This window comes from Xenorhabdus sp. KJ12.1 (genome assembly GCF_963876495.1).
GTDB classification, from domain to species: domain Bacteria; phylum Pseudomonadota; class Gammaproteobacteria; order Enterobacterales; family Enterobacteriaceae; genus Xenorhabdus; species Xenorhabdus stockiae.
The window spans coordinates 89,647-110,715 of sequence record NZ_CAWNQH010000056.1 but is presented as its reverse complement, the minus strand read 5'-3'; the positions used below and the strand labels follow the sequence as shown (position 1 = coordinate 110,715).

The 21,069-nt window shown below is 44.2% G+C and carries 18 protein-coding genes; 16 read left to right on the top strand and 2 right to left on the bottom strand.

Annotation, left to right across the window (positions count from 1 at the left end):
* Positions 1-11: 11 nt before the first annotated feature.
* From AACS92_RS05165 to AACS92_RS05100, 14 genes are read left to right on the top strand one after another with little or no spacing between them, the layout of a single operon-like run.
* A complete protein-coding gene (locus tag AACS92_RS05165) occupies positions 12-653 on the top strand; it encodes a cobalt-precorrin-8 methylmutase (RefSeq protein ID WP_099110269.1) in 642 nt (213 codons plus the stop codon).
* Positions 646-1,794: a cobalt-precorrin-5B (C(1))-methyltransferase CbiD gene (gene cbiD / locus AACS92_RS05160; protein ID WP_099110268.1), complete on the top strand. Its 1,149-nt coding sequence runs from the start codon at positions 646-648 to the stop codon at positions 1,792-1,794. Before AACS92_RS05165 ends, cbiD begins: the two co-directional genes overlap by 8 nt.
* Positions 1,791-2,465 carry a cobalt-precorrin-7 (C(5))-methyltransferase gene (locus AACS92_RS05155; RefSeq protein ID WP_099110267.1) on the top strand — a complete coding sequence of 225 codons (675 nt, stop codon included), beginning with the start codon at positions 1,791-1,793 and terminating at the stop codon, positions 2,463-2,465. The genes cbiD and AACS92_RS05155 overlap by 4 nt, the downstream gene beginning before the upstream one ends.
* Positions 2,455-3,036, top strand: a complete 582-nt coding sequence (locus AACS92_RS05150) for a decarboxylating cobalt-precorrin-6B (C(15))-methyltransferase (RefSeq protein ID WP_099110266.1) — start codon at positions 2,455-2,457, stop codon at positions 3,034-3,036. Before AACS92_RS05155 ends, AACS92_RS05150 begins: the two co-directional genes overlap by 11 nt.
* Positions 3,029-3,805, top strand: coding sequence for a cobalt-precorrin-4 methyltransferase (locus AACS92_RS05145; RefSeq protein WP_099110265.1), 777 nt, complete (start codon positions 3,029-3,031; stop codon positions 3,803-3,805). The genes AACS92_RS05150 and AACS92_RS05145 overlap by 8 nt, the downstream gene beginning before the upstream one ends.
* A 37-nt stretch (positions 3,806-3,842) precedes the next feature.
* Entirely contained in the window at positions 3,843-4,913 is a 1,071-nt protein-coding gene (cbiG, locus tag AACS92_RS05140; RefSeq protein WP_099110279.1) for a cobalt-precorrin 5A hydrolase, read from the top strand.
* Positions 4,907-5,632, top strand: coding sequence for a precorrin-3B C(17)-methyltransferase (locus AACS92_RS05135; RefSeq protein ID WP_099110264.1), 726 nt, complete (start codon positions 4,907-4,909; stop codon positions 5,630-5,632). The genes cbiG and AACS92_RS05135 overlap by 7 nt, the downstream gene beginning before the upstream one ends.
* On the top strand, positions 5,629-6,405 hold the full coding sequence (locus AACS92_RS05130) for a cobalt-precorrin-6A reductase (RefSeq protein ID WP_099110263.1): 777 nt from the start codon (positions 5,629-5,631) through the stop codon (positions 6,403-6,405). The genes AACS92_RS05135 and AACS92_RS05130 overlap by 4 nt, the downstream gene beginning before the upstream one ends.
* A gap of 24 nt (positions 6,406-6,429) precedes the next feature.
* A complete protein-coding gene (gene cbiK, locus AACS92_RS05125) occupies positions 6,430-7,218 on the top strand; it encodes a sirohydrochlorin cobaltochelatase (RefSeq protein ID WP_099110262.1) in 789 nt (262 codons plus the stop codon).
* The gene (locus AACS92_RS05120) at positions 7,218-7,982 is read left to right on the top strand and encodes a cobalt-factor II C(20)-methyltransferase (protein WP_099110261.1); all 765 of its coding nucleotides are present in this window, start codon (positions 7,218-7,220) and stop codon (positions 7,980-7,982) included. Before cbiK ends, AACS92_RS05120 begins: the two co-directional genes overlap by 1 nt.
* 3 nt (positions 7,983-7,985) lie before the next feature.
* On the top strand, positions 7,986-8,717 hold the full coding sequence (locus AACS92_RS05115; RefSeq protein ID WP_099110260.1) for an energy-coupling factor ABC transporter permease: 732 nt from the start codon (positions 7,986-7,988) through the stop codon (positions 8,715-8,717).
* Positions 8,718-8,729: 12 nt separating this feature from the next.
* Entirely contained in the window at positions 8,730-9,014 is a 285-nt protein-coding gene (locus AACS92_RS05110) for an energy-coupling factor ABC transporter substrate-binding protein (protein ID WP_099110259.1), read from the top strand.
* A complete protein-coding gene (locus AACS92_RS05105; protein ID WP_099110258.1) occupies positions 8,998-9,690 on the top strand; it encodes an energy-coupling factor ABC transporter transmembrane protein in 693 nt (230 codons plus the stop codon). The genes AACS92_RS05110 and AACS92_RS05105 overlap by 17 nt, the downstream gene beginning before the upstream one ends.
* Before the next feature lie 16 nt (positions 9,691-9,706).
* Complete coding sequence (locus AACS92_RS05100) at positions 9,707-10,516, top strand: ATP-binding cassette domain-containing protein (RefSeq protein WP_099110257.1); 810 nt, start codon at positions 9,707-9,709, stop codon at positions 10,514-10,516.
* Positions 10,517-10,820: 304 nt separating this feature from the next.
* Here AACS92_RS05100 and cynS read toward each other — a convergent pair whose 3' ends face one another.
* On the bottom strand, positions 10,821-11,291 hold the full coding sequence (gene cynS, locus AACS92_RS05095) for a cyanase (RefSeq protein ID WP_099110256.1): 471 nt from the start codon (positions 11,289-11,291) through the stop codon (positions 10,821-10,823).
* Between the two features lie 40 nt (positions 11,292-11,331).
* The gene (locus AACS92_RS05090) at positions 11,332-12,306 is read right to left on the bottom strand and encodes a methyltransferase (protein WP_099110255.1); all 975 of its coding nucleotides are present in this window, start codon (positions 12,304-12,306) and stop codon (positions 11,332-11,334) included.
* Between the two features lie 323 nt (positions 12,307-12,629).
* Here AACS92_RS05090 and AACS92_RS05085 point away from each other — a divergent pair, with 323 nt between their 5' ends.
* Both AACS92_RS05085 and AACS92_RS05080 read left to right on the top strand, forming a co-directional pair.
* The gene (locus AACS92_RS05085) at positions 12,630-19,853 is read left to right on the top strand and encodes an amino acid adenylation domain-containing protein (protein ID WP_099110254.1); all 7,224 of its coding nucleotides are present in this window, start codon (positions 12,630-12,632) and stop codon (positions 19,851-19,853) included.
* Positions 19,838-21,016: an FAD-dependent monooxygenase gene (locus tag AACS92_RS05080; protein ID WP_099110253.1), complete on the top strand. Its 1,179-nt coding sequence runs from the start codon at positions 19,838-19,840 to the stop codon at positions 21,014-21,016. Before AACS92_RS05085 ends, AACS92_RS05080 begins: the two co-directional genes overlap by 16 nt.
* The last annotated feature ends 53 nt before the right edge of the window (positions 21,017-21,069 follow it).

Here is a 21,069-nt window from a genome sequence, read left to right as displayed (position 1 = left end):
GAGGGAACAACATGAGTGATTACATCCGACAGCCTCAACAGATCGAAAAAAATAGTTTCGATATCATCAGCCGGATTATTTCCGAATCATATCCTGATTTTCACTTTGCCGATGAGGAGCAGGAAGCGGTCATCAAACGGGTCATTCATACCACTGCTGATTTTGACTGGCTTAATCTTCTCTACTTTTCCCCTGATGTTTTTCAGCTTATTCGTAACGGCATATTGCGTGGCTGTACCCTATACACCGATACAACTATGACGCTGTCTGGCATCAATAAAACCCGTCTGGCTCAGTATGGAAGCAAATGCCGTTGCTATGTCAGTGATTGCCGTACTATTCACATGGCAAAAGCGCAGCAAATTACGCGTTCGATGGCGGCTGTCGATCTGGCTCTGCAAGAACCGGGAGAGAAGATTTTTATCTTTGGCAATGCTCCGACAGCCTTGTTTCGTTTAATGGAACATCAAATTGCCCCCATTGCTGTCGTCGGTGTACCGGTTGGGTTTGTTGGGGCAGAAGAATCAAAAAATGCCCTGATCCATAGCGGAATAAGCTGTATTGCAGCAAAAGGCCGTAAAGGAGGCAGTAATATTGCGGCTGCGATAATTAACGCGATTCTGTACCGGATGCCAGAGGTAAACTATGAATGATCTCATTGAACTCGGTACAGTCTGGCACAGAGGAAAGCAGTATCGTAAAGGCTATACAACCGGCTCTTGTGCGACCGCTGCGGCAAAGGTGGCTGCGTTAATGATCCTGCGTCAGCAGATTATCCATCAGGTTTCAATTGTCACACCTTCCGGCATCACTCTGGCTTTGAATATTGAACAACCCTTGATTGAAGGCGATCAAGCTGTCGCGGCTATCCGCAAAGATGGTGGTGATGACGTAGACGCAACTCATGGGATGCTGATTTTTGCCCGGGTATCCCTGAACGACAGCGGTGTTATCACACTGGATGGCGGTGGCGGTATTGGCAGGGTAACGCGGGTGGGAGTCGGGTTGCCTATAGGCTGGGCGGCAATCAATAAAACCCCGCGTCAGACCATAGAAGAGACGGTACGGGAGGTAATCGGTCCGAATCGGGGGGCAGATATCATCATTTTTGCACCTGAAGGTGAGGAGCGAGCGAAGCAAACTTATAACGACCGACTGGGAATTAAGGGCGGAATTTCGATTATCGGTACAACAGGCATTGTAACTCCGATGTCAGAAGAGAGCTGGAAACGCTCACTGGCGCTGGAGTTAGAAACGAAACGTGCCAGTGGGCTGGATCGCATTATTTTTGTGCCGGGTAATCATGGGGAACGTTTTGTCAGCCAGCAGTTGGGTATTGATACCAGCTATGTCGTCACCATGAGTAACTTTGTCGGTTACATGTTACAGGAAGCAGTACGTTTGGAATTCCGCCATATCGTACTGGTCGGGCATGTCGGCAAATTAGTGAAAATTGCCGCGGGTATTTTTCATACTCACAGCCATATTGCCGATGGACGCATGGAGACGCTGATTGCCAATCTGGCCTTAATGGGTGCCCCTTTCGAACTGATTCAGGCGGTGGATCAGTGTGACACCACTGAAGCAGCCATTGAATTGATCGCTGAACAGGGCTGGCAGGGAGTGTATCAGCAGATAGCGCAGAAAATATGTTGGCGTATCGACCAAATGCTGCGTTTCGCCAAGAGTAAGCCACAGTGTGACGCCATTTTATTCTCCTTTGATAATCAGGTATTAGGTTGTAACCGGTCTGTAGACCAGATAGCGCGGACTTTTATGGAGGGCAGCCGATGATCACAGTTGTGGGAGTTGGCCCGGGTGCTTTAGAAAATCAGACACTGTCTGCGTTGGATGTTATCAGTCAGGCCGATGTACTGGTTGGAGGAAAACGCCATCTTGCCGAATTTCCTTACTTCGATGGTGAAACCCATCCTATAAATGCTGATATGGATACGTTAATGCAGTGGCTGGAACAGAATCAGCATCGGAAAGTTGTTGTACTGGCTTCAGGTGATCCGCTTTTCTATGGCATCGGTAAACGGATTAGCCAGCATTTTTCAAAGCTATCTTTTATAAAAAAACCAAATGCTGATGACCAGCATAATGGTAGAAAAAATATCCGCATTATTCCCGGTATCAGTTCAGTCCAGTATTTGTGCGCGCAAATGTTGCTGGATATGAATGACATTTATCTCACCAGCAGTCATGGTCGCAAGCCAGATTTTGACTGGTTACTCCAACACGAAAAGATCGCCATGGTGACGGATAACATTATTGGCCCTTACCAGATCGCACAGGAAATTCTGGCGCGAGGGCAACAGCGTTGCATGGTGATTGGTGAAAATTTATCCCACAAACATGAACACATTCGTTGCCTGACCGCAGAGCAGATCGAGCAACGTGGCGACATTCATTATGGTCTGAATGTCGTGATTATCCTGAATGGTGATTTCGATGAAAGATGAACTGTTTTTGCGTGGTCATCGCATTCCAATGACCAAAGAAGTGGTTAGAGCGCTGGCACTGGAACGTTTGCAACTGGAAAACGCCCGCCATTTTATTGATGTCGGTGCAGGTACGGGAAGCGTCAGTATTGAAGCAGCACTGCGTTATCCCGCACTGGATATTATCGCCATTGAGCGCAAAGAAGATGCACTACGGCTACTGGTTGAAAATGTTCAGCATTTTTCCTGCCATCAGGTTCGTATTAAATCGGGGATAGCCCCTGTGCCACTGGAAATCAGTGCAGATGCTATTTTCATTGGCGGAACGGGTGGGCATCTGACCGGAATTATTGATTGGGCGTTGCTCAATCTGAATTCAGGCGGGCGTTTGGTCATGACTTTCATTCTGTTAGAAAACTTCACACAGGCATTATCCTATTTGGGAGCGTGTTCTGTAGCTGAGCTGGACGGGCGTGAAATTCAGGTGGGGGAACTGACAGCATTAGGACAGGGGCATTATTTCAAGCCTAACAATCCGACTTATCTATTGTCCTGCCTGAAGAGTTCTGGTCAGGAGGTACAGAATGGATAACGTCAGCTTTGACACCGAAAAAGTCTGGTTTGTTGGTGCCGGGCCGGGAGATAAGAGCCTGATTACCCTAAAGGGATATCAATTATTACGTCAGGCTCAGATAGTGATTTATGCCGGTTCACTGATTAATCACGAGCTGTTGAGTTATAGCCGACCCGATGCTGAATGCCATGACAGTGCCGGATTAACGTTATCAGAGATCACCGAATTAATGGTGAATGGCGTGAAAGGGAAAAAATTGGTGGTTCGTCTGCAAACGGGAGATTTATCGCTGTTTGGTTCTATTCGTGAACAGGCGGAGGAGCTGAAAAACCACGGGATCAGTTTTATCTCTGTTCCCGGCGTGAGTTCATTTCTTGGCGCAGCCGCGCAATTAGGGGTGGAGTACACGGTCCCCGAAGTTGCCCAAAGTTTAATTATTACCCGTATGGAAGGCAGAACACCCATGCCCCCGCAGGAGACACTGGAAGCCTTTGCCGCTCATCAAACCTCAATGGCGATTTTCCTTTCGGTACAGAACATCAGGGAGGTTGTTGCTCGGTTAATTCAGGGCGGTTATGAACAGGGAACACCGGTTGCTGTGGTTTATAAGGCAACGTGGCCTGATTCACAGATTGTGCGGGGAACACTGGAAACCATTACTGAACAGGTACGCAGTGCCGGTATTCGTAAAACGGCTCTGATTCTGGTGGGTGCTTTTCTTGGGCAAGAGTACCACTATTCAAAACTGTACGATGCGAGGTTCAGCCATGAATACCGTAGCGCCTGACATAATGATTGCTGACACAATAACAGATGAAGTGACAATGTCACTTCATGCAGTCACTCCTGATAACAAATATGCCTTGTTTTGTCTGACAGCGGGAGGCATCGCACTGGCTCGTCGTTTGCAGTCCTATTTAGCGATAGATTGCTTTACTTCCCCTGAGCTGGTGGAAAGTGGATTTTTCACATTTGACGGTAGTTTTTCCAATACGGTACGCAAAGTATTCACACGGTATAGTGCCCTGATCATGGTTGGTGCAACGGGGATCGCCATTCGGGTTATTGCGCCTTTACTCCGGGATAAAATGACTGATCCGGCGGTTATTGTGCTGGATGAAAAAGGGCAGTTTGCTATCAGTTTATTGTCAGGGCATATGGGAGGCGCCAATAAACTGGCACAGCAGATTGCCGATATCCTTGATGGTCAGGCTGTCATTACGACAGCAACGGATGTCAATCAGGTCGCGGCGCTGGATCTCTTATCCCAACAATTAGATGGAAAGATGGATAATTTCCGGGAGAGCGTTAAAACCGTTAATCAAATGCTGGTTAATGGTAAACGGGTTGGAATTTGGTTTCACCCTGATTTGAGTGGTGAAAAAAATCGTTACGATATACGTGGGTTCATTCCCGTTGCTTCTCTTGAAGAGCGCCCTGAGCTGGATGCTTTGGTATATGTCAGTTATGAACGAACTAATATAATGCTGGCAATCCCTGTATTTAAATTAATTCCTCGCCGTATTGTGGCAGGAATAGGTTGCCGGCGAGGGGTAGAACCTGAGCAATGCGCCGAACTCTTAGAACGCCATCTGTTAGAACTCAACCTTGAACCACTGGCACTGAAAGCCATCGGCAGTATTGAATTGAAAAAAGACGAGCCAGCATTAATCCAATTAAGTCAGCAGCATCAAATTCCCTTTCAAACTTTTTCTGTTAATCAGCTTTCCCGCTATGAGCAAGTATTTCCCACGTCTGAATTTGTCCGGAAAACGGTAGGCATCGGCAGTGTCTCCCAGCCTGTGGCTTGGTTAATGAGTAAAGGGCACTTAGTTGGCCATACTCTGCGAGAGCAAGGTGTCACCATCACATTAGGAGTATTGAGTCCATGTTAACTGTTATTGGAATTGGTCCTGGTAGCGAAGCCATGATGACGCAGGAAGCGATAACAGCCCTGAAAGCCGCTGATATCGTGGTGGGTTATAAAACCTACACCCATTTAGTGAAAACGTTGGTTGGCGACAAGGAAATTATTAAAACTGGCATGTGTAAGGAGATAGAACGTTGTCAGACAGCGATTGAACTGGCAGAACAGGGTAAAAATGTGGCGGTGGTTTGCAGTGGTGATGCGGGTATTTATGGCATGGCCGGTCTGATTCTGGAACTGGTCAGTCAGCAAAAACGTAATGTAGAAGTCAGGCTGGTGGCCGGAGTGACGGCAAGTACCGCCTGTGCTGCTTTGCTTGGGGCGCCGTTAATGCATGACTTTTGTCATATCAGCCTGAGTGATCTGCTGACGCCGTGGGAATTGATCGAAAAACGGGTGAAGGCCGCGGCAGAAGCCGATTTTGTCATCTGTTTCTATAATCCGCGCAGCCGTGGACGAGAAGAACATCTGGCCCGGGCATTTGCCCTGATGGAACCGTGGAAATCAGCAGATACGCCTGTAGGAGTGGTGAAAGCAGCAGGACGTAAACATGAAGATAAATGGCTGACCACTTTTGGCTCAATGGATTTCTCCCGTGTTGATATGCGTAGTCTGGTAATAGTGGGTAATCAGTCAACATATGTACGTGACGGGCTGATGATCACACCAAGGGGATACCGGTTATGAAACGGCCAGCGACTCTCATTTTTGGCGGAACCAGCGATGCCCGTCAGATTTGTCAGATGATGGATACTGTCGGTATCAATTACTGCCTGTCAGTGGCGACTTCCGCAGGCGTACAACAGGCGATGGGGATCTGTGGCGAGATAATTACCGGCAGAATGGAAGCGGAAGAGATGGCTGATTATCTGAAAACGCGGGAAATGGAAAGGGTGATTGATGCCTCGCATCCCTATGCTGAACGACTGAGCCAGAATATTGTCAGTGCCTGCCAGAAGTTAGGTATTCCTCTCATTCGTTATATCCGACCCAGCGATATTGATACCGTCGATAACCCGCTTATTCATAAAGTCACAACCATCAAACAGGCATGCGAAACAGCGGTCAGGCTGGGTACACGGGTTTTGCTGACAACCGGCAGTAAACAGCTGGCCGATTATATGACGTACCTGAAAGAGAAAACGGTACTGGCCCGGGTATTACCAACCGCAGAAGTGCTGAAAATGTGTGAATCCTGCGGCTTATCTGTCGATCAGATTTTTGCCCTGAAAGGCCCGTTCAGTGCTGATTTTAATCGGGCTTTTTACCAGTTTTGCCGGGCAGATGTTGTGATTACCAAAGAGTCTGGTGAACAGGGGGGCTTCAGGGAAAAAGTGGAACCGTGTCTTTCTCTTGGGCTGCCCTGCATTGTGATTTGTCGCCCAGAACAACAATTTGAAGGTGAGGGGATCACTCAGATTCATGGATTAGAAGAGATGGCGTGCTTGTTGGCAAATTAAAACAAACCAATAAGGAAAAACGAAATGAAAAAAGCACTGTTGGTGATCAGTTTCGGAACCAGTTATCACGAAACACTGAAAAATAATATTGAAGCCTGTGAGCAACAACTGGCATCCGTATTTCCGGACAGGGAACTCTTCAGGGCATTTACCTCCGGTATGATCATTCGCAAATTGCGCCAGCGCGATGATATTCATATTGATAACCCCCATGATGCGTTAACCAGATTACACCACGCCGGTTATAACGATGTTGCCGTTCAGTGTTTGCATATTATCAAGGGCGATGAATATGAAAAGGTGTTACATGAAGTTGAAAAATTTCGTCCTCGCTTTAGACGATTAGTGCTCGGCGCTCCGTTACTCAGCCATTTTGATGATTATCTGCAACTGATGCGGGCATTACACCACCAGCTTCCTGTACTGACAGAAAACGAACGTGTCATCTTTATGGGACATGGCACAGAACACCATGCTTTTTCTGCTTACTCCTGTCTTGACCATCTGATGAATCATTATCACTTTCCGGCACGGGTAGGTGCGGTTGAAAGTTATCCGGAACTTCCCCTGATTATAAAAGGATTAAAAGAGCAACGGATCCGCAAAGTATATCTGATGCCATTGATGCTGGTGGCCGGAGATCATGCCATCAATGACATGGCTTCAAGTGAAGACGGTTCGTGGAAATCACAGCTGGAAAAAGCCGGAATAGCCGCAATCCCCTGGCTACAGGGATTGGGAGAAAATCCGAAAATTCGGCAGATGTTTGTCGACCACCTGACTTGTGCGCTGAACTGTCAGGAGAAAATCTGATGGATGAAAAATCGTCGGATAATATGGGGAAACTGTATGTTATTGGCGTGGGGCCGGGAGCCAGTGATCTGATTACGGTACGGGCAGCCCGCATTCTTGCTGAACTTGATGTGATCTATACCCCAACGGGCAAAAAGGGAGCCAAAAGCCTTGCTCACTCCATTATTGAAGAATATCTTTTGGCGGAAACCAAAGTTTTCACTTACCACTTTTTAATGAAAGCCGATATAGACGCTAAAAACGCAGTGTGGGATGAAGTTGCTCACTCATTGCAAGATGAAGTGTCTAATGGCAGAAAAGTCGGTTTTATCACTTTGGGTGATCCTATGCTGTTCAGCACATGGGTATACCTTTTGCAGCGGCTGGTATCGACTCAAATGGTCATTCCGCCGTGGCTGGAAATTGTGCCGGGAATAACTTCATTTTCTGCTATCGCCGCTGCCGGTACGATGCCATTGGCAATGGAAAACCAAACATTGGCTGTTATTTCCTGTACTGCTTCTGAAACCACTTTAGAACAGGCATTGCTTAATCACGATTGCCTTGTCCTGATGAAAGTCTATTCGCATTTCCCCCTGATCCGTAACTTGTTACAACGTCACAATCTTCTGGAACATGCATTAATGATGGCTGATGCCACATTGCCGGGTGAACAATGCTGGCGCGACCTTACCACACTGCCGTTCAGTGAAAAAGATTGCAGACAGGAGTTATCTTATTTTTCAACGATTTTAATTAATAAAAACTGGCAATTATCGAGGTGAGTTATGCAACAGAAACTAACGAACTCTACGTTATTGAGTGCAATTATCGCACTGTTGTTGGTGATGGCACCGCAGGAAGTTTTTGCTATGCATGTCATGGAGGGTTTTTTGCCCCCCATGTGGGCGATTGGATGGTGGCTGGCTTTTCTGCCTTGTCTGGCGGTCGGGTTGGTAAAGTTACGCCAGATTGTGCAGGATGAGGGGAATCAGAAAGTCTTGCTGGCACTGTGTGGTGCATTTATTTTTGTCCTTTCAGCTCTGAAAATTCCTTCGGTTACCGGAAGTTGCTCACATCCTACTGGCGTGGCGCTGGCGGTGATTCTATTTGGCCCTTCTGTTGTGGCGATACTGGGCGCAATTGTCTTGTTGTTTCAGGCGTTATTGCTGGCGCATGGCGGTATCACAACGCTGGGTGCTAACGGAATGTCAATGGCAGTCATTGGCCCAGTGGCCGGGTATTTGATCTGGCGTTTCTCCTGCAAGATGGGAATGCGCAAAGATATTAGCGTCTTTTTGTGTGCTTTTGTCGCTGATATCGTCACTTACGCCATTACCTCCATTCAGTTGGGTGTTGCTTTTCCTGATCCGCAACTCGGTATGGGGGCGGCGATCCTTAAATTCATGGGTATTTTCTGCATAACTCAGCTTCCCATTGCCGTGGCTGAAGGGTTACTAACCGTACTGATTTACGACCAGTTGGTAAAAAGACAATTAATTCAGGCCCGCAGTTTCTGAGGAGAACAACAAATGAAAAAGACCTTGATATTACTGTCCCTCGTTGCAGCACTGTGCATTATCCCGTTTTTCATTGAGCATGGCGGAGAATTTGGTGGAGCAGATGGACAGGCAGAAGCCCAGATTATGGAAATAGCGCCGGATTATACACCGTGGTTTGAGTCCCTCTATGAACCTGCCAGTGGTGAGATTGAAAGCCTGTTGTTTACTTTACAGGGAAGCCTGGGTACTGCCGTGATTTTCTACATTTTTGGTTATTATCACCGTAATCGGAAAGATCATGATCGGAATAGATAAACTCAGTTACCAGAGCCGCTGGCGTGATAAAGATCCCAGGGCGAAATTCGCCCTGTATCTCCTGTTCATGACTCTGGCAATGGTGCTTTCGCCATTGTGGCAGGCCGTATTGTTGGTCGGGCTTGTGATGCTTAGCTGCTATCTATTGCGGATCAGCCTGCTGCGTTATTTGAAATGGCTGTTAATTCCTTGCAGTTTTTTGGTATTCGGCCTAATTGCTATTGTGTTGTCCATTGGTATGCAGCCGGAAAAAATGCTGTGGGGATTTCGTATCGGGCAATATTGGCTTGGTATTGATACGCAGGGAATTCAGATAGCTAATCAAACTCTCTGGCGCAGCCTTGCTGCGCTATCTGCAACATTCTGGTTCATGATGAACATGCCCTTTGAGCAGATAATCCGATTACTGAAATTTTTCCGCGTTCCTCATCTGCTAATCGAACAACTCCTGCTGACATGGCGTTTTATTTTTATCTTTTTGGAGGAAACCGCCGCCATTCATCATGCGCAATCATTACAGTTCGGTTACCGCACTTTGCGAACGAGTTACCACTCACTGGCAATGCTAATCAGTATGTTATTTGTGCGGGTAATGAACCGTTATCAGCAAATGAGCGTGGCATTAGAACTCAAGCTATATCAGGGGAATTTCCATTTATCAGCAGAAAAACAATGAAATAAGGATAAACAATATGTTAGAAACTCGGGCACTGTCTTTCAGCTATCAGGATGATCCGGTCTTAAAAGATCTCACACTTGATTTCAGTCGCTTTCAGGTTACTGGCATTATTGGTGCAAATGGCTGTGGCAAATCCACCTTATTTATGAATCTTTCCGGTATTCTGCGCCCACAAAAAGGCGCAGTCTGGTGGAATAACACACCGCTGGATTACAGTAAAAAAGGTTTGATGGCTCTACGCCAGCGTGTTGTGACAGTTTTTCAGGACCCCGACCAACAAATTTTTTATACCGATATCAACAGCGATCTTGCTTTTAGTTTGCGTAATCTGGGTGTTGATGAAACTGAAATTCAGCGCCGGATAGAATATGCACTGACACAGGTAGATGCACACACTTTTCGCGATAAGCCTATTCAATACCTGAGTTTTGGTCAGAAAAAAAGAGTCGCTATTGCGGGTGCGCTGGTTATGGATGCTGATTATTTATTGCTGGATGAACCAACAGCAGGGCTTGATCCGGCAGGGCGCCAACAAATGCTAGATATTATCCACGCTATTGCAGCTGAAGGTAAAAGGATCATTATTTCCAGTCATGATATAGATTTAATCTATCAAATCTGCGATGGCTTATATGTGCTGGCAAATGGAGAAATGATCAGTTCCGGCAGCACTGAAACCGTGTTCCTGCAAAAAACTCAGCTTGAGCAGGCTGGATTGGTACAACCGTGGCTGGTGAAAGTACACACTGAAGGTGGTTTGTCTCTGTGTAAGACAGAGCAACAGCTTTTTTCCATGCTTCACAAAAATATCCCTCATCATTAACGCTTTTGTAAAGCAGCAATATGAAGTTTGCTATGCAACTTTGTAACTACCAAAACCCCAGCTATACTGCATTCGTTAAATTTTCTGTTGCTGAGATATTAAGTACGAATACAACTGGAAAAATATTTTTAGTCAAAAAGTGGGTTACTTGTCTAATCCCGTAACATCCGATTTGTGTATAGGATAAAGTAACCACACAGTGTGCCAGCTAATCTTTAATCGAGTTGAATTCCTTTTTCATTCATCACCCCGAACACTTCTTCGCTCACAGGAAAACATCCACCAGCACACGGGTTTCACATGATTAAAATGGTTTTGTCGGTAAATACTTACCGTCCAGAGTGATTACAGCCCGGCTTCCGCCTGCGGGATCTTCGGTTTTCTTGATATCTAATTTAAAGTCAATCGCACTAATTATACCGTCGCCAAATTGCTCATGAATTAACGCTTTTAAGGTTGTCCCGTAGACTTGTAATATTTCATAGAAGCGATAAATCGTTGGGTCAGTCGGTATTCCGGTTGGGATTGAACCCCGCATAGGAATTGCCTGTAGAAGTTTTACCGCATCATCTTTCAGCCCCAATTGTTCGACAACCTTTTTGGCTGCTTCCACCGGTAATGAATGTTGCCCAAGTAAGGCCGCGGTAACAAAAGTCACACTCAGCCCTGTGCCACGCGCAATGTCTTCCCATGAGAGGTTTTTAGCAAGTTTGGCTGTGATAATACGTTCAGTCAGTTCGAGACGAGAGGTTTGAGTGGTTAATGTTTGTTGCATGTTATTTTCCTGAATAGTCGTGATTCGTGTTATTGACTGCTTACTTTTTCATTTCAATAATATAGTGATGACTTCCTATCAGGGAGAAATTAAGATTGTATACATTTGTTATGGTGAGACCAGCTTGTCCTGCTATTGATTCGAATTCTGAGCGATATCGTGATTTACCCGATACTGTGACGTCCATATATAAATCAAAAGACTCTGAGGTCGCATTATTTTTCTCTTTAATCATCTCGATAATATATAAAACAGAATCTTTTCTCATTGCTTTATGGCAATTTCTGAGAATGTCAACGGCTTTTTTATCTGGCCAGTTATGTAATACATTTTGTATACAATAAGCATCGTATCCTGAAGGGATATCAGCAAAAAAATCACCATTAATTAAAGTTACACCTTCAGATTCTTTTTTGTCAAAATCATACAGATCCATGACGTGACACTGGATATGAGGATATCGGATTTTTATATTTTTTGCTAAAGCACCAAGACCTCCACCGATATCAATAAATGAATTAATGCCATTTAGAGGTATATTTTCAATAATTTGATCACTCTTTGATTCAGTTGCTTTTGCCATAGAAGCATCAAAAATCATTTTGAAGTTTTTATTACTTTCATGACCAGCATAAGCGAAAAATGATTGATGATTTTGTATTTCAAACGCCGGTTTGTCGCTCATTTCATTCAGAGATGTGCTGTATTGTGACCATGCATTCCAAATGGCTGGGTTTAATTCGAATTTTATGTGTAATGTCTCAAAACTGTTTGGATCGCTGAGAGTTGAACATTGTTCAGTGAGATAAAATTTATCTTCTTTTTTTGTTAACACATTGAGTGTTTGCATATAATTCAACAACCTATGAAACCTATCCTCAGAAACATGACATAATTGAGCAAGATGTTTCGCTGTTTTACCCTCTTGGGTGGTTAAATATAATGGCGCTTTACTTTCCACAAAGGCAAACAGTGCAGCAGACTTACGATAAGACACAGTCATTTCTGATAGCATTACTTTCTCCTACATGTATATATATTTAGGGTTAAAATATATTCTTTTAATAAATCTCACATTATCAAATAATGACATAAGAGCAATAATTATTTCCATGAAAAAAAGATCAAATATTATCACATGGTCTTTATGGAAACCTGTTTATTAAATTATTCATATTTGACAACTATCAATTAATTATCAAGTAATTATCATATGGTATAATTTTATTATGTGTTTAATAAAAAATGTAATGCAATGTAAAATAATACTCCTTGTGTTGAGTAAAGCGTGGTTCATAAAATAAAACACCCGAATTACGATGTAAGCAGTAAACCGTTATGAAAACTTCACAATTAGTACCTCTTACCCAGTACCAAAAAGAAATTTATTATGAAACTCAACGTAATCCAGAAAGTAATCAATTTACTATAGCCATCGCGCGAAAATTAAAAGAAAACATTAACTTTGAAAGATATTTTCATGTGGTTAATAACATTATAAGTCGCGATGTAACACATAAATTACGTATCCTTGAACAGGATGGAGTGCTGAATCAGCAGATAAAAAACAGTGCTGTTAATCAAGTGAAAATTATTGATGCTGAAGGTAAAGATATTTCTGTGCTCTTCAAAGAATGGTCAAAACACATTTTTACTCTGAATGACAAATCATTACTTGAAGTTGCCTTACTGCGCAATTTGAAAAATAACCAGTCGGCTATTTTTATTCGTGCTCATCATATTGTTTGTGATGGTTGGGGAATAAATCAGCTAACAAAAAAAATTGCCAAATATTATCGGAATACTAAAAATAATACAGAATCACTATCCCTCAACACTGAAAAGTATATTTCATCGATCCTTGAACAGGAAAGAATACTGTCACAGCCAGAAACAGAACAGCAAATAACAAAACTGGCTGAGCTTACACAACGTCATGAACCGGTTTTTTTTAATCGGAAAAAGAAAACGCATCAGTCTCACTTTATACAGCATAGACACCTATTAGCGCCTGCTAAAGTAGAAAAAATGCTTTCTCAGGGAATCAATCCTTATCAGGTTGTTATGGCTTCAGTGGCTATCTTGTTATCACGAATACACAATAACACCCGATTAACAATTGGTGTTCCATTCCTTAATCGTCGTATGAATCAGCTTGATATTGCAGGGGAGTGGGCTAATACACTGCCATTGGCTGTTACAGTCAACGCACAGGATACGTTTCTTGAACTGGCGGCGCGTATTAAAGTAGATATTTCAAATCTAAAAACGTTTGAACATATTCCTCTTGGGCGTTTACTTAAATCTATAGGCGCCGGGAAACGTCAGTGTTTTGATGTCACTGTATCTTATAACTATTCACCCCTAACTGCGGCTTCCAGTGATATCTATAGCGACGAAGAGATTTATGCCGCAGCAACGGCCCATGAAGATGATGCTATTGCGATTCATGTTCATAGCTGTGGGAATAATAGGGAAGTTGCGATTGATATTACCGGGGCTGAGGATATTTTCGATGAAGATTATTCATTTGAATCCCTTACTTCATCTTTAGGGCATATCATTGAGCAGATGGTTGCATCACCGGAGCAGACTGTTGCTCAGGTGAACTTCTCTTCAATAGAAGAAATGGCACGACTTGCTCTTTTTGAGCAAGGGCCGCTTACTGAATTCTCAAAACAAGAAACCTTATCAACGCTATTTGATACTCAGGTTGCATTAGACGGTGAAGCAATCGCTATTGCAAGTTCTGGCGCGAAACCAGCCCTGACTTATCTCCAGTTCCAAAACCGTATAGACAGTATGGTGGCCGTTTTACTGAAGGCTGGCGTGAAAAAAGGGGACATGGTTGCTATTTTGATGGATCGTAGTACGGATATGCTCACAGCGATTTTCGCGGTATTGAAAGCTGGTGCTGCTTATTTGCCTGTAGATCCCAATTATCCGCAAGGGCGGGTTAACTATATGCTGAAGGACAGTGGTGTCACAGTCATCATTTCCGATGAGGTTAATCCATCTTTGAGTGAGCAATCGTATGTTGTTATTGACGGAAGTCGCATTTCTCATGAGCATATAAAGCAGCCCAATTTATCTGACGCAGATTCGCTGGCTTATATGATTTATACCTCAGGTTCTACCGGACAGCCTAAAGGTGTAATGATCAACCATAATTCAGCGGTAAACCGGATTGAGTGGATGCAGGAACGTTATCCCTTGAATAACACGGATGTGATATTACAAAAGACACCCATTTCATTTGATGTATCTGTCTGGGAATTATTCTGGTGGTCGATTTCCGGAGCATCTGTTCACTTATTACCTCCCGGTGCTCATAAAGATCCGCGGGAGATAATAAAAGCAATAAGTACACACAACGTAACAACATTGCACTTTGTTCCTTCTATGCTTCAGCCTTTCCTCGATATTCTGGAAGCTGAGCCAGATTTAGTGAATCAACTAACTAGCTTACGCCGTGTATTCACCAGCGGTGAAGCCTTGCCTCCGGCACGAGTTAATCAGTTCCGTAATATTTTTTCCGCTCTTGGTTTAAATGCACCGGCTTTGATCAATCTCTATGGCCCGACAGAGGCAACCGTAGATGTGTCATATTTTGAGTTTCTTCCCGAAAATGACAGTGTTATCAATCGGGTTCCTATTGGATTCCCGATCAACAATATTACACTGAGAATCGTGTCCCAGCATGGCACCCGGCAACCAATAGGTATTGCGGGTGAGTTGCAGATTAGTGGCATTGGGTTAGCCCGTGGTTATCACAATAAAACTGAATTAACAGACGAGAAATTCATTCTGGATGGTGATAAACGCTGGTATCGCACAGGGGATTTAGCTAAATGGTTAGCTGATGGCAGCATTGAATATTTGGGGCGAATTGATAATCAGGTAAAAATCAGAGGTAACCGTATTGAGCTGGGGGAAATACAAAATACGCTTGAGCGTATTCAGGGGATCAGCCGTGCGGAGGTTTTACCACAGGTAAACAGTAATGGGGATACTTACCTGTGTGCATATTATGTTATTAACCCGAATGTCATCAACAACCAGTATTTTACTTCCGAAAAACTGCGTGAGATGTTACTGGAATGCTTGCCTGATTTCATGATCCCGCAGCAATTTATCCCTGTTTCTTATATTCCTCTTACTCCAAACGGAAAAGTTGATCGTCAGGCACTTATTACGCTGGTAAATAGCTCATTGGTAAAAACGGAGGTTTCGGCTATCTATGATGATGCTCAGACTGAAACTGAATATCAATTGGCTGAAATATGGCAAAAGGTATTAAAGATTGAGAAGCTCAGCGTGCAGGATAATTTTTACACATTAGGCGGTGATTCAATCCTGATGTTGAAAGTGCGTTCTGAGGCTGAAAAAGCAGGAATGAATGTCACGCTTTCTGAGTTATCACAATATTTGACAATAGCTGAGTTGAGCCAGCAAATTGACGCTGGCCGAAAAGTTCAAAAACATGTTGAGCTATCTCCGTTTTCCTTGATCAAAGAAAAAGAGCGTGCAGCACTTTCACACTATGAAGATGCGTTTCCTGCCACTCAACTTCAGCTTGGTTTGATATATCACAGCCAGCAGAGTAAACATTCAGCCACTTATAAAGATGTTTTCCGTTATACGCTGAAAGGAAAGTGGGAGCCTGAAACTTTTCGTCAAAGTATATCAGCGATAATCCAGCGGCATCCTGTCCTGCGTTCCCACTTTAATCTGGCGGATTTCAGTGAACCATTACAAATTATCAACCACAATATCAGGCTTGATGATGTTGTAGAGATTCGTGATATCAGCTCACTGACACATGATGACTCCGAAATAACGATCAAAGAGTGCATGGAAAAAGGACGTCGTCATAACTACCAATTTGATTGTGCGCCATTGTATCGAATCAGCTTATTCAGAACGGCAGATACTATCGATATGGTATTCAGTTTTCATCATGCCATTCTGGATGGTGGCAGTGTGGCAAATTTGATACGTGAACTCTTTTCTCGTTACCAGCATGAGGGGATGTATTCTTCTGAGGCAGATGTATTACCATCACCAGCTCTATATGTTCAGGATGAGATCCACGTATTACAGTGTCAGGAACACCAGTTGTTCTGGAAAAGCATGTTCAGCGGGCTTTCCAGAACCCAATTACCTGCCTACCGATTGTACGACAGTGGGCCAGAAGATCGGATCTTCACTAAAAAATCAATCATTCCCAAAGAGACGGAAGAAAAGCTGACGACGTTAGTCCAACGTGAACGTGTTTCAGTTAAATCAGTATTCTTTGCCGCCCATTGTTTAACTGTGGCTAAAATTACAGCTCAGGATGAAATTGCAACCGGATTAGTCACTCATGGCAGACCGGATGCACAGAATTCAGAGCAAATACTGGGTTTGTTTCTCAATACATTACCTGTCCGTTTTTCTGCGCAGAATAAAACATGGAAAGAGTGTATCCATGCTGTATTTAGCGCTGAACAGCGTCATGCCCCATATCGTAAATATCCGCTTAATGCTATCCGGCAAGTGGCCGGAGAAGGCGCTGAAATAAGTTCCGCGTTTAATTACATACATTTTCACGTATTAAAGGACGTTTTTGACACTCCTGATTTATCTCTCACTGCATTTGATCCGTGGGAAGAGACGAATTTTGAATTACTGCTCAATGTCATGACCGATTTCAGTACTGGCCAACATTATCTGCGATGTGATTTTGATGGCAGGGTGTTCTCACAGATTCAGGCTGATACATATATGGATATCTATATGTCCATATTGAACAGAATGGTCAGCCATCATGATCAACCGGCAACGCTGAGCCAGCCGCTTACACAAAGCAATAAAGAAATATCTTCTCAGGAATTTATCTCTGTGCTGGCGATGATGGCCAAAAATGTATGGGAACAGCCGGATGCAATTGCAATCCGTTATTATGATCTGCAATGGAGCTATAGAAAACTCTGGTCGGAATCCGGGAAAATTGCTTCCGTGTTGATTGCGGGTGGCATTGTACAAAATACACCTGTTGCGATTGCGCTTGAACGCTCTCCGATACTGGTTGCATCACTGCTTGGTGTTATGAGAGCAGGCGGAGTTTGTCTTCCGTTGGATTTAAGCTATCCGGCTCAGCGTATTGAAGCCATGATGGAACAAGCTCAGCCAGCACTTGCCATTGTTGATGATAAATCCAGTCAGTTATTTAACGTGGCGGAAATTCCAACCGTAAGGGCTGATACGCTGATACACAGAGATGAGCTTTTATCAGATACAGAGGAACCAGAAACAGACATAGCGCCTGAGCAACTGGCTTATTTACTGTTTACCTCCGGTTCAACGGGAAAACCTAAAGGCGTGGCAATGCCGCACCGTAGCCTGTCAAATATGGTTATCTGGCAGAATGAAACCCATCCCGGTAAAAATATTTGTTCTACCTTACAGTATGCGCCACTGAGTTTTGACGTTTCATTTCAGGAAATTTTCTCTACGTTGGCTGCTGGTGGCGAGCTACATCTTATCAGTGAAGATGAGCGACGCGATCCTTTGCAACTACTGCGTACTCTTGATAATTACCGGACAGAAAGAATTTATCTGCCTTATGTTGCGCTTCAGCAATTAGCTGAAACCGCCGTTGCACTGGAAACCTACCCGAAAAACCTGAAAGTTGTTATTTCATCAGGTGAACAACTTCGGGTGACGGATGATATTCGTTTGCTTATCGGTCAGATTAATAACGGTATTCTTGAGAACCAGTACGGCCCGACGGAAACCCATGTTATCACGGCATTTACCATGCAGGGTGATCCGGCCGCTTTTCCGGCACTTCCTCCCATTGGTAAAAGTATCAACAACGCAGATATCATCTTACTTAATAGCCAGTTAGAAGAGGTCGCCACTGGTGAACAGGGGGAGATTTATGCCCGTGGTTTACCTGTCGCACAGGGTTATTACCGCCAGCCAGAATTAACCGCAGAACGATTTATTACCCTTAAAGGCAGCGGAGAGACACTGTATCGAACCGGTGATTTAGGCGTAAAACTCAAGGATGGCAATATCCTCAGCTTAGGACGAAAAGATACTCAAGTGAAAGTACGTGGGTATCGTGTAGAACTGGCAGAAATAGAATTAGCGATATCGAGTACGCCCGGTGCTGACAAGGTTCTGCAAGACGTCGCTGTTGTCGTTCAGCAAATTGGGGAAAATGATAGCCTGCTGGTGGCATTTTTGATCGGAGAAAAGAATGAAGCATTAATTGGGCGTATACAGCAACATGTGTCCGAAAAATTGCCTAAATACATGGTGCCTTCGCGAATAGAGTGGCTGAGTACTCTGCCCAAAACGTTAAGTGGTAAGCGTGATGATGCAGCATTACGCAGTATGAAGATCATGCAATGCCATAACAACGCAGGAGATATTGCGCCACGAGACAATTATGAACAGGTTCTGTGTGATTTGGCCGCTGATTTGCTGAAAATTCCTGCTGTATCTGTTCACCAGAATCTGTTTGATATCGGTGCTACTTCATTAACTGCCATGAGAATGGTGGTCTTGATTGAAAAGCATTTCAGCACCAACGTGCCTTTGTCTCTTTTTATCAGTTACCCGACGGTTGCTCAGTTAGCTGCACATATCAGGGAAGAGGGAGGGTATCCCAAATTTAGTCCGCTTGTCCCCATGCGAACGACAGGACATAAACAGCCACTGTTTTTTGTCCATCCTATGGGGGGAAATGTGTTGTCCTATTTGCGGTTAGTGAAGTATTTCCCTGACGACCAGCCTTTCTATGCATTACAGGCGCATGGCGTAGACGCAGGATCTATGCCGCTGAACAGCATACAGGAACAGGCTGCAAATTATCTGGAAGCTATACGTGAAATACAGCCACATGGCCCATATTCAATCGGAGGTTGGTCTTATGGCGGATTTGTCGCATTCGAAATGGCCAGACAATTGAAGGAGCAGGGTGAAGATGTGACAGACCTTTTCATTTTAGACACGGTTGCTGTTAACGCATCGTCTCAGACAACAATAAATGAAGGTGCTTTGCTGCGATGGTTCTTTTGGGAATTATTGTGGTTGAATGAAGGTGCCACACTTCCGGAACAGACGTTACCGGAGCAGATTACTTCTTTGCAGGAACAATTCGAATATATCACCGAGCATGCTATCGCAACAGGTGCAATTCCTCAGGGCAGTTCCCGTGCAGTCATACAGCGGTTATTCGATGTGTATAAAGCTAACTGGAAAGCGGCTACAGACCATGTTGCTTATAAAGCTAATATCAATATGACTTTATTACATGCAACACGGCCGTTACCTGTCATTCTGCGCTCTATGCATGATGCGGTACGAAGTGAGTATCGTGATCCGAAAAATGGCTGGGAGAGCAAAACAAGCGGTTATATCAATGTCATTGATGTGCCCGGGGATCATCTGGAAATCATGGAAGAACCTTATGTACAGGAAGTGGCAAAGGTCATTCTTCAGGAAATGGAAAAATCGTCTACAAAACAAGTCATATCGGATTCGGAGAAAATATGTCCCGTCCATTGAAAGTTATTATAGCTGGTGCAGGTATTGGCGGATTAACGACGGCGGTTGTTTTACAGCGGCTTGGTTATGAGGTTGAAGTTTACGAACAGGCAACGACTTTACGAACGGCAGGTTCTGGCCTTTCTGTGATAACTAATGCTGTTGCGGCGTTATCCTCTATTGGGGTTAATTTGAAACTGGAAAACTTTGGTGCTCCGGTTAAGAATTTCGAAATCAGGAACGTTAAGGATCAGCTTATACGCAGAATGCCTGTACCTGAAATCTCGTCTTCCAATGGATTTGATAGTGTCTGTTTATCACGTAAGGCACTACAGGAAGCCCTGTTACAGCAATTAGATCAGAGCATTATCCATGTCGATGCGAAAGTAGATGAAATTATCGAAAGTGATAATGCTGTTACTGTCCGTTTTGCTGACGGCAGAGAAACACAGGGTGATCTGTTGATTGGTGCTGATGGTATTCATTCTGTTGTCCGGGAATATCTACAGGGGAATCAGCCACTCCGCGCTTCTGATTATATCTGCTGGCTGGCAATTACCCGCTATCAGCATCCGCAAATTACCCCCGGCTACGTTGTCCATTATTTGGGGCAGGGAAAACGAGTCGGTTTAATCGATATAGGCGGAGGGGAAGTCTATTGGTGGGGAACTGCAAACATGAGCAACGAGCAGGCCTGTCACTGGCAAGGGAGTAATCAGGATGTTCTGGCCTATTTTGAGGGTTGGCCAACAATTGTTTCCGACATTATTTCACAAACGCCATCGGAAGATATTATCTCCGTATCTGCGCAGGACAGGCCTTTTTCCCCGCTTTGGGGAAAAGGAAGAATTACTCTTTTAGGTGATGCCGCTCATCCTATGCTTACGACACTGGGCCAAGGTGCCGGGATGGCGATTGAAGATGCTGCTGTTTTGGGGCATATGTTGAAGCAGCAGCCTGATCCAATTGCCGCTCTGCGCCAATACGAGAAAGTTCGTATCCCAAGAGCTGAATTATTTGTTAATGAATCAAAGATACAAAGTGACCTTGGACAGGAAGATGGTATTTTTGATTGTCAGCAGAGGGAGTTAACTTTACAGTCTTTACCAGAGACAGCGCTCAGACAAGACTTTGAAAGATTCTTACACTTTCCGGTGGGAGATCTTACTCTCCAGACCCTATAACGACTCTTTTGGTTAAAGCGTTTTTGTCGTAAAAATCTGCAATGGGCTGTGTT

Coding starts and splice junctions, on each gene's coding strand:
- cbiK (WP_099110262.1), top strand. CDS start 6,430: ATGAAAAAAGCACTGTTGGTGATCAGTTTCGGAACCAGTTATCACGAA.
- AACS92_RS05130 (WP_099110263.1), top strand. CDS start 5,629: ATGAAACGGCCAGCGACTCTCATTTTTGGCGGAACCAGCGATGCCCGT.
- AACS92_RS05085 (WP_099110254.1), top strand. CDS start 12,630: ATGAAAACTTCACAATTAGTACCTCTTACCCAGTACCAAAAAGAAATT.
- AACS92_RS05155 (WP_099110267.1), top strand. CDS start 1,791: ATGATCACAGTTGTGGGAGTTGGCCCGGGTGCTTTAGAAAATCAGACA.
- cbiD (WP_099110268.1), top strand. CDS start 646: ATGAATGATCTCATTGAACTCGGTACAGTCTGGCACAGAGGAAAGCAG.
- AACS92_RS05150 (WP_099110266.1), top strand. CDS start 2,455: ATGAAAGATGAACTGTTTTTGCGTGGTCATCGCATTCCAATGACCAAA.
- AACS92_RS05090 (WP_099110255.1), bottom strand. CDS start 12,306: ATGCTATCAGAAATGACTGTGTCTTATCGTAAGTCTGCTGCACTGTTT.
- cynS (WP_099110256.1), bottom strand. CDS start 11,291: ATGCAACAAACATTAACCACTCAAACCTCTCGTCTCGAACTGACTGAA.
- AACS92_RS05120 (WP_099110261.1), top strand. CDS start 7,218: ATGGATGAAAAATCGTCGGATAATATGGGGAAACTGTATGTTATTGGC.
- AACS92_RS05100 (WP_099110257.1), top strand. CDS start 9,707: ATGTTAGAAACTCGGGCACTGTCTTTCAGCTATCAGGATGATCCGGTC.
- AACS92_RS05105 (WP_099110258.1), top strand. CDS start 8,998: ATGATCGGAATAGATAAACTCAGTTACCAGAGCCGCTGGCGTGATAAA.
- AACS92_RS05145 (WP_099110265.1), top strand. CDS start 3,029: ATGGATAACGTCAGCTTTGACACCGAAAAAGTCTGGTTTGTTGGTGCC.
- AACS92_RS05115 (WP_099110260.1), top strand. CDS start 7,986: ATGCAACAGAAACTAACGAACTCTACGTTATTGAGTGCAATTATCGCA.
- cbiG (WP_099110279.1), top strand. CDS start 3,843: ATGTCACTTCATGCAGTCACTCCTGATAACAAATATGCCTTGTTTTGT.
- AACS92_RS05080 (WP_099110253.1), top strand. CDS start 19,838: ATGTCCCGTCCATTGAAAGTTATTATAGCTGGTGCAGGTATTGGCGGA.
- AACS92_RS05135 (WP_099110264.1), top strand. CDS start 4,907: ATGTTAACTGTTATTGGAATTGGTCCTGGTAGCGAAGCCATGATGACG.
- AACS92_RS05165 (WP_099110269.1), top strand. CDS start 12: ATGAGTGATTACATCCGACAGCCTCAACAGATCGAAAAAAATAGTTTC.
- AACS92_RS05110 (WP_099110259.1), top strand. CDS start 8,730: ATGAAAAAGACCTTGATATTACTGTCCCTCGTTGCAGCACTGTGCATT.